Below are 14,493 nucleotides of genomic sequence, written 5' to 3'. Positions count from 1 at the left end.
GCCACCGATCGGTCATGGACGCAAACTGTCTGCGCCGCTCACTAGACTCGGCATGTGCCTGAGAACCTATTGCGAACCCTTGACCTGACCGATGCCGGGCGTGGCGGCGAGGCCTTCGACTACCGCGCCGCCGTTCCGCGCGCCACCTTCGACGTGGAGCATGCCGTCGAGAAGGTTCGCCCGATCTGCCAGGCGGTGGCCAGCGAGGGCACCGAGGCCCTGGTGCGCTTCGCCGAGCAGTTCGACGGGGTCACGCCCGAGCACCTGCGAGTGCCGACGCACATCCTGGCCCAGTGCGCCGAGGAGCTCGACGACGAGCTGCGCGCCGCCTTCACCGAGTCCATCACCCGCCGCCGCCAGGTCTGCGAGCTGGCCGAGCGCGAGGTCGCCGCACCCACCGTGACCGTCGCCGAGGGTGCCCACGTCGCCCAGCGCATCGTCCCGGTGGGGCGCGTGGGGTTGTACGTGCCCGGTGGTCTGGCCCCACTGGCCAGCTCGGTGATCATGAACGTGGTGCCCGCGCAGGTGGCCGGGGTGCAGTCCATCGCGGTGACCAGCCCGCCCCAGAAGGAGTTCGGCGGCCTGCCGCACCCCAACATCCTGGCCCTGTGCCACATCCTGGGCATCGACGAGGTCTACGCGGTGGGTGGCGCCCAGGCCATCGCGATGTTCGCCCACGGGGTGACCGGCCTGTGCGAGCGGGTCGACATGGTCACCGGCCCCGGGAACATCTACGTCGTGGCGGCCAAGCGACTGCTGCGCGGCCTGGTGGGCATCGACTCCGAGGCCGGCCCCACCGAGATCATGATCCTGGCCGACGAGACTGCCGACCCCGAGCACGTGGCCGCCGACCTGATCAGCCAGGCCGAGCACGACCCGATGGCTGGCTCGGTGCTGGTCACCGACTCCCCGGAGCTGGCCCAGCAGGTGCAACAGGCCACAGCACGGCAGGCCGCGGCCACCCGGCACGCCGAGCGGGTGCACACCGCCCTGACCGGCGAACAGTCGGGCATCGTGATGGTGCGAGACCTGGAACAGGGCCTGCTGGTCTGCGATGCCTACGCGGCCGAGCACCTGGAGGTGCAGACCCGTGATGCCGCGCAGTGGGCCGCCCGGGTGCGCAATGCGGGCGCCATCTTCGTCGGCCCCTACTCCCCGGTCTCGCTGGGCGACTACTCCGCGGGCTCCACCCACGTGCTGCCCACGGGGGGCTGTGCCTGCCACAGCTCCGGGCTGAGCGTGCGCAGCTTCATGAAGGCGGTGCACGTCATCAACTACTCCCAGGCTGCGCTGATGGAGCTGGCCGACAGCGTGGAGACCTTCGCGATGGCCGAGAACCTGCCCGGGCACGCCAATGCGATCACCGTGCGACGCGGCGCCGACGCGCAGGGGGAGCAGGCATGAACCAGCCCAACACTCCCAGCACCCCCAACCGCCCCGTCACTCCAATCACACTGGACGAGCTGCCGCTGCGCGACGAGCTGCGCGGCGAGGAGCCCTACGGCGCCCCGCAGCTGGAAGTGCCCTGTGCCCTCAACGTCAACGAGAACCCCTACCCGCCCAGCGCGCGGGTGCGCGAGCAGATGGCGCGCGCCGTCAGCGAGGCCGCTGGGAGCATGAACCGCTATCCGGACCGTGAGGCCCTGCAGTTGCGCACCGCGCTGGCGCGCTACCTGGGCTTCGGTCTGGGGCCCGAGCACGTGTGGGCGGCCAATGGCTCGAATGAGGTGATGACGCACCTGCTGCAGGCCTTCGGCGGCCCGGGACGCACGGTGCTGGGCTTCAGCCCGACCTATTCGATGTATCCCGAGTACGCGCGCAACACCCTGACCCGCTATGTCGCCGTGCCGCGCACCCACGACTTCCGGGTGGAGGCCGAGGCGGTGCTGGCGGCAGTGGAGGAGCACCAGGCCGACATCATCCTGATCACCACGCCCAACAACCCGACCGGCACCACCACGCCGGTCAGCGTGATCGACGAGATCTGCACCGGGCTTGCGCGGGTACGGCCGCAGTGCATCGTCGTGGTGGACGAGGCCTACCAGGAGTTCACCGAGGTCCCCGAGGACTCGGCCCTGGCGCTGTTGCCGCGCCACCAGCACCTGGTGGTGAGCCGCACCATGAGCAAGGCCTTCGCCTATGCCGGTGGGCGCCTGGGCTACCTGGCCGCCACCCCCGCGATCATCGACGCCTGTCGCATCGTCCGGCTGCCCTACCACCTCTCGGCCGCCGCGCAGGCGATCGCGCTGGTGGCGCTGGACAATGCCGAGGAGATGCTGCAGCGCGTCGGAGAGCTGCGCGAGCAGTGCCAGCTGCTGCAGCAGTGGCTGCGCGAGCAGGGCTACCAGGTGGTGCCCAGCCAGGCCAATTTCTGCCTCTTCGGCCGTTTCGAGGATCGCCATGCCGTCTGGCAGGAGCTGCTCGACCGCGGCGTGCTGATCCGCGAGACCGGCCCCGAGGGCTACCTGCGGGTCTCGGCCGGCACGCCCGAGGAGATGCGCGCCTTCCGCGAGGCCCTGACCGCGATCGCCCCCACCACCCTGAAGGAGAGGCCATGAGCCGCACCGCCACCGTCGAACGAACCACCAGCGAGTCCACGATCCGGGTGAGCGTCGATCTTGACGGCACCGGCAGCAGCACCATCAGCACCGGCGTGGGCTTCTACGACCACATGCTGACCGCGCTGAGCAAGCACTCCGGCATCGACATCGAGGTGAGCTGCACCGGCGACGTGCACATCGACGGCCACCACAGCGTCGAGGACACCGCCATCGCCCTGGGGCAGGCCCTCAAGCAGGCGCTGGGCGACAAGGCGGGCATCACCCGCTACGGCGATGCCATGGTGCCCCTCGACGAGGCGCTGGCCCAGTGCGTCGTCGACGTGGCAGGGCGCCCCTACTGCGTGTGCACCGGGGAGCCCGACGGCCAGGCCTACGCCCTGATCGGGGGTTCCGGGGTGCCGTATGCCGGCTCGATGACCTACCACGTCTTCGAGACCCTCGCCCTCAACGCCGGGTTGTGCATCCACCTGCGGCTGCTGGCGGGACGCGACCCGCACCACATCGTCGAGGCCGAGTTCAAGGCCCTGGCCCGTGCCCTGCGTGCCGCGGTGCGCCTGGACCCGAGCGTGCAGGGCATCCCGAGCACCAAGGGCGCCCTGTGACCAGACGCGTCGGTGTCCTGGACTACGGCTCGGGCAACCTGCACTCGGCCTGCCGCGCGCTCGAGGCGGCCGGCGCCACCGTGGTGCTGAGCGCCGAGCACGCCACGCTGGCCTCCTGCGACCAGCTCCTGCTGCCCGGGGTGGGTGCCTTCGGTGCCTGCATGGACGGTCTGCTGCGGGTGGGTGGCGACGACCTGGTGCGTGACTGGGCCGCCTCCGAGAAGCCGCTGCTGGGGATCTGCGTCGGCCACCAGGTGCTCTTCGAGGCCGGCGTGGAACACGGCCGGCGCGTGGCGGGCCTGGGCGTGCTGCCCGGCACCGTCGAGCGCCTGGCGGCGCGACGGCTGCCCCACATGGGGTGGAATGGAGTGGAGGTCGACCCCGCATCGCCCGGGCTCTTCGCCGGTGTGGAAGCAGAACGCTTCTACTTCGTGCACTCCTATGCAGTGCGCACTGTCGCCGCGCAGCTGCGCGACGAAGTGGTCTGGGCCGAGCACGACGGGGACCGCTTCGTGGCCGCCGTGCAGCGGGGTGCGGTGTGCTCCACGCAGTTCCACCCGGAGAAGTCGGGGGCCGCCGGTGGCCGCCTGTTGAGCACTTGGGTCGCTCGGCCCATGGGCTAGGGTTTCCCCGTGACTTCACTAGTTCTGCTTCCCGCCGTTGATGTCCAGGGCGGCCAGGCCGTCCAGCTCGTGCAGGGTGTGGCCGGGTCCGAGAAGACCTTTGGCGACCCGCTCGAGGCCGCTCGTCGATGGCAGAGCCAGGGGGCGGAGTGGATCCATCTGGTGGATCTGGACGCCGCCTTCGGCCGGGGCACCAACTACGAGGTGCTGGCCCGCATCGTGGGTGAACTGGACATCAATGTGGAGATGTCGGGTGGGATTCGCGATGACGAGAGCCTGGAGCGCGCCCTCAAGGCCGGGGCCCGTCGCGTCAATGTCGGTACCGCCGCCCTGGAGAATCCCGAATGGTGCGAGAAGATCATCGCGGACCACGGTGACCAGGTGGCGATCGGCCTGGACGTGAAGGGCCAACGTCTGGCGGCGCGTGGCTGGACCCGTGAGGGCGGTGACCTCTTCGAGACGGTCGAGCGGCTGAACAAGGCCGGCTGCGAGCGCTACGTGGTCACCGACGTGGCCAGCGACGGCATGCTGACCGGCCCCAATTTCGAACTGCTGGGCCAGGTCTGCGCCCGCACCGAGGCCGCCGTGGTGGCCAGCGGGGGCATCTCCACCCTGGAAGACCTGCGTCAGCTGCGCGGGTTGGTCCCCATCGGCGTCGAGGGGGCCATCGTCGGCACCGCCCTCTACGTCGGCAACTTCACCCTGCCCGAAGCCCTCGGCGTGGCTCGCGGCGAGGCCCGCTCGTGAGCAGCAATGGCAGCTTCGGCCAGCAGGCCACCTCGGCCCATGTGCCGCCGCTGCTGACCGGACGGCTGAAGGATCTGCTGGCCGGGCAGAAGATCGTCATGACCGGTGTCACCGGCTTCATCGGTGAGCAGCTGCTGTGGAAGATCCTCACCGAACTGCCGGACACGCGCGCCGTCGTGCTGGTGCGCCCCAAGGGCTCGCTCACGGCACGAGACCGTGTGGTGGGCCTCCTCAAGAAGCCCATCTTCAAGGAGCTGGCCGCCGCTGCCGGCGGCGCCGAGGCCCTGTGCGATGCCCGGGTGGACGTGCTCTCGGGCGACCTGCCCAATGTGCCCGAGCTGCCCCGCGACCTGGACGTGGTGGTCCACTGCGCCGGTGACGTGAGCTTCGACCCGCCCATCGATGCCGCCTTCCAGACCAATGTGCTGGGCACCCAGGCCCTGATGGAGGCCATGCTGGCCGCCTGCAGCGACCAGGACGGGAAGCTGCAGCGCATCCCGCACTATGTGCACATCTCCACCGCCTACACCGCGGGTCGACGACGGGGCGCCATCCCCGAGGCGGCCCACGAGCACGACGTCGACTACCGGGTGGAGACCGAGGCCGCGCTGGCGATGGGGCAGCGCGTCGAGGAACAGAGCCGCACCGCCGAGCAACTGGCGATCCTGCGCAAGCAGGCCGAGCGCGAACACCGCCAGGCCGGCTTCCTCACCACCGCCGAGGACACCGAGCGCCGCCGGCAGGAATGGGTCAAGGCCCAGCTGGTGGAGGCCGGCACCGAGCGCGCCCGTTCGCTGGGCTGGACCGACGTATACACCTTCGCGAAGGCGATGGGGGAGCGCGTCGTCGCAGACCTGGGCAAGGACATCAAGGTCTCCATCGTGCGCCCGGCCATCGTCGAATCGAGCCTGGTGCATCCCTACCCGGGGTGGATCGAGGGCTTCAAGATGGCCGACCCGATCATCCTGGCCTACGGCAAGGGACAGCTGAAGGAGTTCCCGGCCTCGCCCGATGCCGCGCTCGACATCGTCCCCTGCGACCACGTGGTCAATGCGATCGTGGCCGTCTGCGCCACCCAGCCCGAGATCGGGCAGCCGGAGTTCTACCACTGCTCCACCGGGGCTCGGAACCCGATGACCTTCCGGGAGATCTACGAGTACATCCGCGAGTACTTCTCCCAGCATCCCTACACGCGCTCCGACGGCACGGTGGCGCCCCTGGCGACGTGGAACTTCCCCGGCGAGCAGCCCGTGCTGAGGCTGCTGGACGTGGCCGAGAGGGCCCACCGCATCGGGGACCGGGCCATCACCTGGGCGCCGCGCGGCCAGCGCACCCGCGACCTGGCCGTGACGCTCGACAAGCAGGGCAAGAACCTGGACTTCCTGCGGCGCTACCTCACCCTGTACGGGGAGTACCTGCAGTCGCAGCTGCACTTCGTCGACGACTGCACGATGGCACTGCACCGGTCACTGCACCCCGACGACGTGGCCTCCTTCGCCTTCGACACCTCGGCGGTGGACTGGAAGACCTACATGCAGGAGATCCACGCCCCGTCGATCACCGATCCGGTGCGGCGGCTGGAGGCGATGCGTAAGCGCCGCGGCAACCGGGCCAGCACCTACAAGGAGCTCAAGCCCAGCGAGCCGGGCACGGTGCTGGCCGTCTTCGACCTGGACGGCACGGTGCTCGACACCAATGTGGTGGAGACCTACCTGTGGGCGCGGCTGCCCGAACTCTCCCCGGTGGGGCGGGTGCGTGAGCTGGCCCAGGTGGCGGCCTCGCTGCCCGGCTACCTGGGCGCCGATCGGCGCGACCGCGCCACCTTCCTGCGCTCGATCTACCGGCGTTACGCCGGCATGGAGAAGGCCCGGCTGGAGGCCTACGTCGATGAGCAGATGACGCCGCTGATCAAGGACCGGATGTCTCCCGAGGCGCTGAAGCGCATCCAGGAGCACCGTGACGCGGGGCACACCACCGTGCTGCTGACCGGCGTGATCCGCCCCTTGACGCGCCCCCTCGAGGACCTGTTCGACATCGTGGTGGCCGCCGAACTGGCCACCGATGCCGACGGGGTGTGCACCGGATTCCTCACCTCGCCGCCCATGGTCGGTGAGTCACGCTCTGCCTGGCTGCGGCACCACGCCACGCTGCACGGCTACGACCTGGCCAAGTCCTTCGCCTATGCCGACAGCCACGTGGACCTGCCCATGTTGAATGCCGTGGGCAATCCGGTGGCGGTCCAGCCCGATGTGGGCCTGCTGCGCGCCGCCCGCAAGGGCGGCTGGAGCGTGGTGGACTGGCATGCCGAACGCACCCTGGGACGTTGGCGTCTTCCTCGACGAAGCGGCTACGACAAGGCGTAGTCTTGAGGGTGTCCTGATGGAAGGAGCCCCGTGGACCCCTTCGTGGAAGGCAGCCTGAACTGGACTGCACTGTGCGCCGATGACCTGGAACAGCTCGCCGAGCTGCGGATGGCCGTTGAATATTTCGACGACCCCGTCGACAGGATGGGCCTGGACGAGCTGTGGGAGTACTTCGAGGCCCCCGGCGCCGACCCGGCCGCCGACGCGGTGGTGGGCCGTGACCGGGCCGGCACCATCGTGGCCTACGGCTGGAACCATCCCCGCGGCGTCGACGTGGGGGAGCCCCAGCTGTGGTTGGACGGCGCGGTGCACCCGGCCTGGCGGCACAAGGGCTTGGGCCTGAGCACGGTGACCTGGCAGGTTGCCCGGGCCAGGGAATGGCTCGAGGAGCAGTATCTGCGCGATTCCCGGATCGACCGCGTGCTGCTGACCCGCTACGTCGAGGAGAAGGCCGTCACTCAGGCCCGCACCATGGTGCGCAGCGGCTTCACGCCACGGCGTTGGTACTTCGACATGCACCTGTCCTTCGAGACCCAGGACGGCTCGCCGTGGACGCTGCCCGCGATGCCGCCCCTGCACGACGTGCAGTTGCAGCCCTACCACCCCGAGCTGAGCGAGCAGGTCCGTGCCGCGCACAACGAGGCCTTCGCCGAGACCCCGGGCGTGCACGCCGTCTCGCAGGCGGTCTGGGAGCATCAGATGCAGCGTGGCGCCGCGCGTCCGCAGTGGAGCTGGGTGGCCACCCACCAGGGCGAGGTGGTCGGGTATGCGATGAACTGCGCCAATGTGCAGGAGTGGGAGGCCCAGGGCATTCGCGAGGGGTGGACCGATCGGCTCGGGGTGCGGCCCGCCTGGCGCGGACGCTGCCTGGGGCACGCCCTGCTGGTCGCGTCGATGAAGTCCTTCCTCGAGGCCGGCCTGCAGGGAGCCGGGTTGGGCGTCGACACGCAGGACCCCGCCGGAGCGGTGGAGCTGTTCACCTCGATCGGGTACGACTCGGAGGAGACCGTCGTGCTCTATGGACGCGAATTACGGGTTGACGACGACAGCGAGTAGCATCTGTCGGCAGGATTCTCTACGAGAGGTGTGGTTGCGTATGGCCGGTCATTCCAAGTGGGCCACCACGAAGCACAAGAAGGCAGTCATCGACGCCAAGCGCGGCAAGCTCTTTGCCAAGCTGGTGAAGAATGTCGAGGTTGCAGCGCGTGTGGGCGGCGGTGATCCTGGGGGAAATCCGGCACTGTACGACGCGATCCAGAAGGCCAAGAAGAACTCGGTCCCCAATGACAACATCGATCGCGCCGTCAAGCGCGGCTCCGGTGTCGGTTCGGATGCGGTTAACTACGAGACGATCATGTACGAGGCCTACGGCCCCGACGGCGTCGCGATCCTGATCGAGTGCCTCACCGACAACCGCAACCGCGCGGTCTCCGAGGTGCGCGTGGCGGTCACCCGCAATGGCGGCACCATCGCCGACGGCGGTTCGGTGCAGCGCCTGTTCGAGCGCAAGGGCGTCGTCACCGTGGCGAAGACCATGGAGGTGCCCGGCGAGGGTCGCAAGACCACCACCCGTGAGGTCACCGAGGACGAACTGCTCGAGGCCACCATCGAGGCCAATGTCGAGGACGTCAACGACAACGGCGACGAGTTCGAGCTGGTCTGCGACACCAATGACCTGGTGGAGGTGCGCAAGGCCGTCCAGGCCGCCGGCATCGACTACAACTCCGCCGACGTGGCCTTCGTGCCGACCTTCGGCCAGGTGGTCACCGAGCGTGAGACCGTCGAGAAGATCGAGCGCGTGGTGGACGCCCTGGAGGAGTCCGACGACGTCCAGAATGTCTACACCAATGTTGAGCTGAGCCCCGAGCTGCAGGCAGCCCTGGAGTCCGAGGACTGACAGGGCCTGCCCCTGGATTGCACGCCCGCCACCGCCCTGGTGGCGGGCGTCGTCATTGCTGGCGCCCCGGCAGTGGAGTAGAGTTCCGAACGTTTGTTCGATCTTGGTCCTCGATCCTGCTGCCGGGAGGTGTGGTGCGCGTACTGGGCGTCGATCCCGGCCTGACCCGTTGCGGCGTGGGCATCGTGGAGCAGGACGCGCGCCGACAGCTGTCGCTGGTGGCCGCGGGCGTGGTGCGCACCCCTGCCGACCAGGACCATGCGCACCGCCTGCTGGCCATCGAGACCGGCTTGGAGGAATGGGTGCGCGAGCACCGGCCCGATGCGATCGCCGTGGAGCGCGTCTTCGCCCAGCACAACCTGCAGTCGGTGACCGGAACCAGCCAGGCCGCCGGCATCGCCATGCTCATCGCGGCGCGTCACGCCCTGCCGGTGGTGCTGCACACCCCCAGTGAGGTGAAGGCCGCCATCACGGGCTCCGGCCGGGCCGACAAGGCGCAGGTGGGTGCCATGGTGGCCCGCATCCTGAAGCTCACCGGGCCGCCCAGGCCGGCGGATGCGGCCGACGCCGTCGCCCTGGCCATCTGTCACCTGTGGCGGGGGACCGCCACCAACCGTTATGCCGAAGCCGTCGAGCGCGCCGCCCGGACCCGTCGCGCCGGTGGCCGGGCCAGGAGGAGTGCATGATCAGTCACCTGAGTGGAACCGTCGCCGGGGTGGGAGCCACCTGGCTGGTGCTCGAGGTCAACGGCTTCGGCATGAAGACCCTGTGCACCCCCGCCACCGCGGCCGCTGCTCGGCTCGGCGCCCAGACCACCGTGCACACCTCCCTGGTGGTGCGCGAGGACTCCATGACCCTCTACGGCTTCCAGAACGCCGACGAGCGGGACCTGTTCGAACTGGTGCAGCAGGCCAGCGGCGTGGGCCCCAAGATCGCCCAGGCCGTGGTGAGCGTGATGGGCCCCGAGGACTTCCGCACCGCCATCGCCAGCGAGAACCTGGTGGCGCTGTGCAAGGTGCCCGGCATCGGACGCAAGGGTGCCCAGAAGATGGTCATCGAACTCAAGGACAAGGTGAATGCCCTGGGGGCGGTCACCGCGCCCACCCCCAGCGGTGCCGGGGCCGCGCAGTGGCGCGAGCAGGTGGCCGAGGGCTTGCAGGGGCTGGGCTACTCGACCCGCGACGCCGATGCCGCCTGCGACAATGTCGCGCACCTGGTGGAGGAGGACCCCGGTGTCGGAATCGCCGTGCTGATGCGGGCGGCGCTGGTCTCCCTGGCCCGCAAGTAGGGTTGGCGACGTGGAACACTCTGCCGTCGACCCCTGGGCCGAACCCGAGGAACGCGCCGTCGAGGCGGCGCTGCGTCCCGCCACGCTGGACGACTTCGAGGGCCAGCCCCGGGTCAACGATCAGCTGGGCCTGGTGCTGGCCGCCGCGAAGCACCGGGGGACCACCCCCGACCATGTGCTGCTCTCCGGGCCACCCGGCTTGGGCAAGACCACGCTGGCGATGATCATCGCCAGTGAGATGGGCGCACCGTTGCGGATCTCGTCGGGGCCGGCGATCCAGCACGCCGGCGACCTGGCCGCGATCCTGTCGGGACTGGTGGAGGGCGAGGTCTTCTTCCTGGACGAGATCCACCGGATGAGCCGCCCCGCCGAGGAGATGCTCTACCTGGCGATGGAGGACTTCCGGGTCGACGTCGTGGTGGGCAAGGGGCCCGGGGCCACCGCCATCCCCATCGACATCCCGCCCTTCACGCTGGTGGGCGCCACGACGCGTTCGGGAATGCTGCCAGGCCCCCTGCGTGACCGTTTCGGTTTCACCGCCCAGCTGGACTTCTACGAGGCCGAGGCGCTGGAGCACATCGTGCGGCGCTCGGCCACGGTGCTCGACGTCGCGCTGGACGAGGACTCGGCGCGCGAGATCGCGCTGCGCTCGCGGGGCACCCCTCGCATCGCCAATCGGCTGCTGCGCCGGGTGCGTGACTATTCGCAGGTGCGCCACGCCGGCAAGGTGGATCGCACCATCACCAGTGAGGCACTCGACCTGTACGAGGTGGACCGGCTGGGGCTGGACCGCCTTGACCGGGCGGTGCTGGAGGCCATCTGCACCAAGTTCGGCGGCGGGCCCGTCGGGCTGTCGACCCTGGCGATCAGCGTGGGGGAGGAGACCGAGACGGTCGAGGAGGTGGCCGAGCCCTTCCTGGTGCGGCTCGGATTCCTGATGCGCACTCCGCGCGGCAGGGTGGCCACCAGCCTGGCCTGGGAGCACCTGGGGTTGACGCCGCCGGCCCAGCAGGACCTCTTCGGCGGCTGAACATTGCCGCGGGACCGCGGCCCGGCGTTTCGTCGTGGAGCGGGGGCAGTGGGTACGCTTTCGGATGGACCACGTCCCAACGACCCAGATCGGATTCGACTTGACCACTCTGCTCATCGCCCTCCTGGCGCTGTTCATGTTCAGCTTGCTGATGCAGCGCCCCATCAAGAAGCAGGCGGAGGAACAGGCCCGGCTTCGCGAGTCGCTCACCGAGGGCAGTCGAGTGCTGCTGACCAGCAACATCTTCGGCACGATCACCCACGTCGGTGACGAGCAGGTCATCGTCGAGATCGCCCCCGGGGTGGAGGTGACCGCCACCAAGCAGGCCGTGGTGAAGCTGGTCACGCCCGACGAGGAGGAGTTCGAGTTCGAGGACGAGCTGGAGCAGGGCCCCGACGAGCAGGCCGCCCTGGGTCAGGAGCCCCTCGACGAGCAGCCCGTGGCCCAGCAGACCGTGGCCCAGGATCCCTTCGCCCGCCCTGACTCCACCGACGATCGCAGCAACTGATCGCCACCCGATCCAGACAAGGACTACAGACAGTGGCCACGAGCACGAGCCGATCACATCCCGGTCGCACACTAGTCATCTTCACCCTCTGCGCAGCGGCGCTGTTCGGGTTGATGGCCCTGGCGAACACCTGGAAGCCTCGGTTGGGTCTTGACCTGGCCGGCGGCTCCACCATCACCCTGACCGCCAGCAACACGAATGGTTCGGGCTCGATCTCGCCCGAGAACCTGGAGCAGGCGCGCATGATCATCCAGCAGCGCGTGGATGCCATCGGCGTCGGCGAGGCCTCGGTGACCACGCAGGGCAACCAGCACATCGTGGTGAGCGTCCCCAATGTCAGCAATGACGACCTGACCGCCATGGTGGGGCGCACCGCGCAGCTGATGTTTCGCAATGTGCTGGCCGTGGAGCCCGTGCAGCCCGATCCTTCGAGCAACCCGTCGGCCAGTGCCAGCAAGCCGGGCCTGCCCACGGCACCCCCGAAGGCGCGCGCCAAGAGCACCGGCAAGATCATGCCGCTGGACAAGGCGATGGCCTACCAGCCCACCGCCAATGATCAGGCCGAGTTCGCCAAGTACGAGTGCAACAAGCCCACGGTCGACGTGATCGACCAGCCGCTGGTCACCTGCGATCAGGAGGGCACCGCCAAGTACCTGCTGGGTCCGGTCATCATCGAGGGCAAGCACGTCAAGGACGCCACCTCGGGCGTGCCGCAGGGCACCGTCCAGGTGGCGGTGAACCTGACCTTCGACGAGGCCGGCAAGAAGGCCTTCGGTGAGGCCACCACCCAGCTGGTGAACAAGCAGCCCCCGATGAACCAGAATGCGATCGTGCTCGACGGCAAGGTGGTCTCGGCCCCGGCCATCCAGTCCGCGATCCTGAACGGCCAGGCCCAGATCACCGGCAACTTCACGCAGAAGAGCGCCCAGGACCTGGCCAATGTGCTCAACTACGGTGCCCTGCCGTTGAAGTTCGACATCTCCGAGGTGCAGACCGTCAGCCCGACCCTGGGCGGCGAGCAGCTGCGGGCCGGCATCATCGCCGGCATCATCGGCCTGCTGCTGGTGGTGCTGTACTCGCTGTTCTACTACCGGGGCCTGGCGATCATCGTGATCGGTTCGTTGGTGATCGCCGCCGTGATCACCTGGGCCACGATGTCCCTGTTGGGCGAGGCGATGGGCTTTGCGCTCAACCTGCCCGGCGTGGCCGGTGCCATCATGGCCATCGGTGTGACCGCCGACTCCTTCATCATCTACTTCGAACGCATCCGCGACGAGATCCGCGACGGCCGCAGTCTCAAGTCGGCCATCGAGACCGGCTGGAAGAAGGCGCGCGGCACCATCGTGATCGCCGACGGCGTCTCGCTGCTCTCGGCCGTGGTGCTGTTCATCTTGGCCGTCGGCGCCGTCAAGGGCTTCGCCTTCACGCTGGGCCTGACCACCCTGATCGACATGGCGATCGTCTTCTGGTTCACCAAGCCGCTGATGAGCGTGCTGGGCCGGACCAAGTTCTTCGGGCAGGGCCACAAGTGGTCCGGTCTGGATCCCGAGCACATGGGCGTCAGCCGCAACTCGCTGCTGGGCATCCGCCGATCCCCTGAGCGTCGCACCCAGCCGCGTCGCCAGGGGCGCGCCGCCCGCACCACTCGGGCCACCGACGACGCCGCCACCACCGCCGAGGAGGCATGATGAGCACCGCCCACCTCCCAGAGGAAGACCAGCTCTCGGGCGAGCAGGTCAGCAATGTCGACTCCCACGGCAAGAAGCTGAGCCTGGCCCACCGCCTCTACACCGGGGACGTCTCCTGGGACTTCGTCGGCCGCAAGAAGCTGTGGTTCCTCATCTCCGGCGTGGTCCTCGGGCTCGCGGTCTTGTCGCTGCTGCTGCGCGGGCTGAACCTGGGCATCGAGTTCAAGGGCGGTGCCGACTTCTCCGCCCCCACCCAGGTGAACTCGCAGACCATCGGCAAGGTCACCGACGCCGTGATGGACACCGGACTGCCGGAGATGGACGCCACCACCGTGCTGACGGTGGGCAGCGGCGAGGTCAAGGTGCAGACCCGTACCCTCAGCGACCCCGAGGTCAAGCAGGTGCGCGCCGCCATCGCCGAGGCGGCCGGGGCCCCGACCGAGGATGTGGCCTATTCGCTGATCGGCGCCTCCTGGGGCGACCAGATCACCAAGAAGGGCGTCCAGGCCCTGGTGGTCTTCCTGGTCCTGGTGAGCCTGCTGATCTGGATCTACTTCCGCGACTGGAAGATGTCGATCGCCGCCCTGGTGGCGCTGATGCACGACTTGTTGCTGACCGTGGGCGTCTACTCCTGGTTGGGCTTCACCGTCACGCCCTCCAGTCTGATCGGTGTGCTGACCATCCTGGGCTACTCGCTCTACGACACGGTGGTGGTCTTCGACAAGGTCAAGGAGAACGTCACCGACCTGTCGAAGCAGGCCAGGACCTATTCGTCTGCGGCCAACCACGCCGTCAACCAGGTGCTGGTGCGTTCGTTGAACACCACCATCATCGGCGTGCTGCCGGTGGCCGCGCTGCTCTTCGCCGGCGCCTTCGTGCTGGGTTCGGGGCCGCTGAAGGACCTGGGCCTGGCGCTCTTCGTCGGCATGGTGGCCGGTGCCTACTCGTCCATCTTCATCGCCACGCCGCTGTTGGCCTGGCTGCGGGAGCGCGAGCCCAAGATGCGGGAGCACCGCGAGAACCTGGAACGCCGGGCGGCGCGCAAGGCGGCCCGGGCCCACCACGGTGACGACCAGGCGAAGACCGCCGTCGCCACCGCGTCGGGCGCCCCGGTGCGCACCACCCGCAAGCAGACCACTCGAACCACCAGAAGCGCCCGCAAGGGCAAGTGAGACCGGGGGAACCC

Annotated in this window: 14 protein-coding genes; all 14 read left to right on the top strand. The window is 69.0% G+C overall.

The genetic code is table 11. The annotated features are described in order from the left end of the window. Positions 1-54 precede the first annotated feature (54 nt). The 14 genes from hisD (at position 55) to secF (ending at position 14,479) form a co-directional block, all read left to right on the top strand. Positions 55-1,404, top strand: a complete 1,350-nt coding sequence (hisD, locus tag ACOAMO_RS13635; RefSeq protein WP_420175287.1) for a histidinol dehydrogenase — start codon at positions 55-57, stop codon at positions 1,402-1,404. Further along, positions 1,401-2,558 carry a histidinol-phosphate transaminase gene (locus tag ACOAMO_RS13630; RefSeq protein ID WP_420175286.1) on the top strand — a complete coding sequence of 386 codons (1,158 nt, stop codon included), beginning with the start codon at positions 1,401-1,403 and terminating at the stop codon, positions 2,556-2,558. Before hisD ends, ACOAMO_RS13630 begins: the two co-directional genes overlap by 4 nt. Continuing rightward, the gene (hisB, locus tag ACOAMO_RS13625) at positions 2,555-3,163 is read left to right on the top strand and encodes an imidazoleglycerol-phosphate dehydratase HisB (RefSeq protein WP_420175285.1); all 609 of its coding nucleotides are present in this window, start codon (positions 2,555-2,557) and stop codon (positions 3,161-3,163) included. The genes ACOAMO_RS13630 and hisB overlap by 4 nt, the downstream gene beginning before the upstream one ends. After that, positions 3,160-3,786, top strand: coding sequence for an imidazole glycerol phosphate synthase subunit HisH (gene hisH, locus ACOAMO_RS13620; RefSeq protein WP_420175284.1), 627 nt, complete (start codon positions 3,160-3,162; stop codon positions 3,784-3,786). Before hisB ends, hisH begins: the two co-directional genes overlap by 4 nt. A gap of 9 nt (positions 3,787-3,795) precedes the next feature. After that, positions 3,796-4,533: a bifunctional 1-(5-phosphoribosyl)-5-((5-phosphoribosylamino)methylideneamino)imidazole-4-carboxamide isomerase/phosphoribosylanthranilate isomerase PriA gene (gene priA / locus ACOAMO_RS13615; RefSeq protein WP_420175283.1), complete on the top strand. Its 738-nt coding sequence runs from the start codon at positions 3,796-3,798 to the stop codon at positions 4,531-4,533. Next, positions 4,530-6,896 (top strand): HAD-IB family hydrolase, encoded by a 2,367-nt coding sequence (locus ACOAMO_RS13610; RefSeq protein WP_420175282.1) that lies wholly within the window; start codon positions 4,530-4,532, stop codon positions 6,894-6,896. Before priA ends, ACOAMO_RS13610 begins: the two co-directional genes overlap by 4 nt. A gap of 30 nt (positions 6,897-6,926) precedes the next feature. Next, the gene (locus ACOAMO_RS13605; protein WP_420175281.1) at positions 6,927-7,952 is read left to right on the top strand and encodes a GNAT family N-acetyltransferase; all 1,026 of its coding nucleotides are present in this window, start codon (positions 6,927-6,929) and stop codon (positions 7,950-7,952) included. A gap of 40 nt (positions 7,953-7,992) precedes the next feature. Next, the gene (locus ACOAMO_RS13600) at positions 7,993-8,793 is read left to right on the top strand and encodes a YebC/PmpR family DNA-binding transcriptional regulator (protein WP_420175280.1); all 801 of its coding nucleotides are present in this window, start codon (positions 7,993-7,995) and stop codon (positions 8,791-8,793) included. Between the two features lie 143 nt (positions 8,794-8,936). Further along, the gene (gene ruvC / locus ACOAMO_RS13595; protein ID WP_420177054.1) at positions 8,937-9,479 is read left to right on the top strand and encodes a crossover junction endodeoxyribonuclease RuvC; all 543 of its coding nucleotides are present in this window, start codon (positions 8,937-8,939) and stop codon (positions 9,477-9,479) included. Continuing rightward, entirely contained in the window at positions 9,476-10,081 is a 606-nt protein-coding gene (gene ruvA / locus ACOAMO_RS13590; protein ID WP_420175279.1) for a Holliday junction branch migration protein RuvA, read from the top strand. The genes ruvC and ruvA overlap by 4 nt, the downstream gene beginning before the upstream one ends. 10 nt (positions 10,082-10,091) lie before the next feature. Beyond that, the gene (gene ruvB, locus ACOAMO_RS13585; protein WP_420175278.1) at positions 10,092-11,111 is read left to right on the top strand and encodes a Holliday junction branch migration DNA helicase RuvB; all 1,020 of its coding nucleotides are present in this window, start codon (positions 10,092-10,094) and stop codon (positions 11,109-11,111) included. 100 nt (positions 11,112-11,211) lie between these two features. Beyond that, complete coding sequence (gene yajC, locus ACOAMO_RS13580; protein ID WP_420175277.1) at positions 11,212-11,619, top strand: preprotein translocase subunit YajC; 408 nt, start codon at positions 11,212-11,214, stop codon at positions 11,617-11,619. Positions 11,620-11,651: 32 nt separating this feature from the next. Continuing rightward, a complete protein-coding gene (gene secD / locus ACOAMO_RS13575) occupies positions 11,652-13,307 on the top strand; it encodes a protein translocase subunit SecD (protein ID WP_420175276.1) in 1,656 nt (551 codons plus the stop codon). Continuing rightward, positions 13,307-14,479: a protein translocase subunit SecF gene (gene secF / locus ACOAMO_RS13570; protein WP_420175275.1), complete on the top strand. Its 1,173-nt coding sequence runs from the start codon at positions 13,307-13,309 to the stop codon at positions 14,477-14,479. Before secD ends, secF begins: the two co-directional genes overlap by 1 nt. Positions 14,480-14,493: the final 14 nt, after the last annotated feature.

This window comes from Luteococcus struthionis (assembly GCF_048595755.1).
Classification (GTDB): domain Bacteria; phylum Actinomycetota; class Actinomycetes; order Propionibacteriales; family Propionibacteriaceae; genus Luteococcus.
Note: the sequence above shows the minus strand (reverse complement) of the source record. Positions and strands in the feature narration are given on the sequence as shown.

Excerpts from the sequence above, each read along its gene's own strand:
- ACOAMO_RS13630 (WP_420175286.1), top strand. The coding sequence starts at position 1,401 with ATGAACCAGCCCAACACTCCCAGCACCCCCAACCGCCCCGTCACTCCA.
- hisB (WP_420175285.1), top strand. The coding sequence starts at position 2,555 with ATGAGCCGCACCGCCACCGTCGAACGAACCACCAGCGAGTCCACGATC.
- ACOAMO_RS13600 (WP_420175280.1), top strand. The coding sequence starts at position 7,993 with ATGGCCGGTCATTCCAAGTGGGCCACCACGAAGCACAAGAAGGCAGTC.
- ruvA (WP_420175279.1), top strand. The coding sequence starts at position 9,476 with ATGATCAGTCACCTGAGTGGAACCGTCGCCGGGGTGGGAGCCACCTGG.
- secF (WP_420175275.1), top strand. The coding sequence starts at position 13,307 with ATGAGCACCGCCCACCTCCCAGAGGAAGACCAGCTCTCGGGCGAGCAG.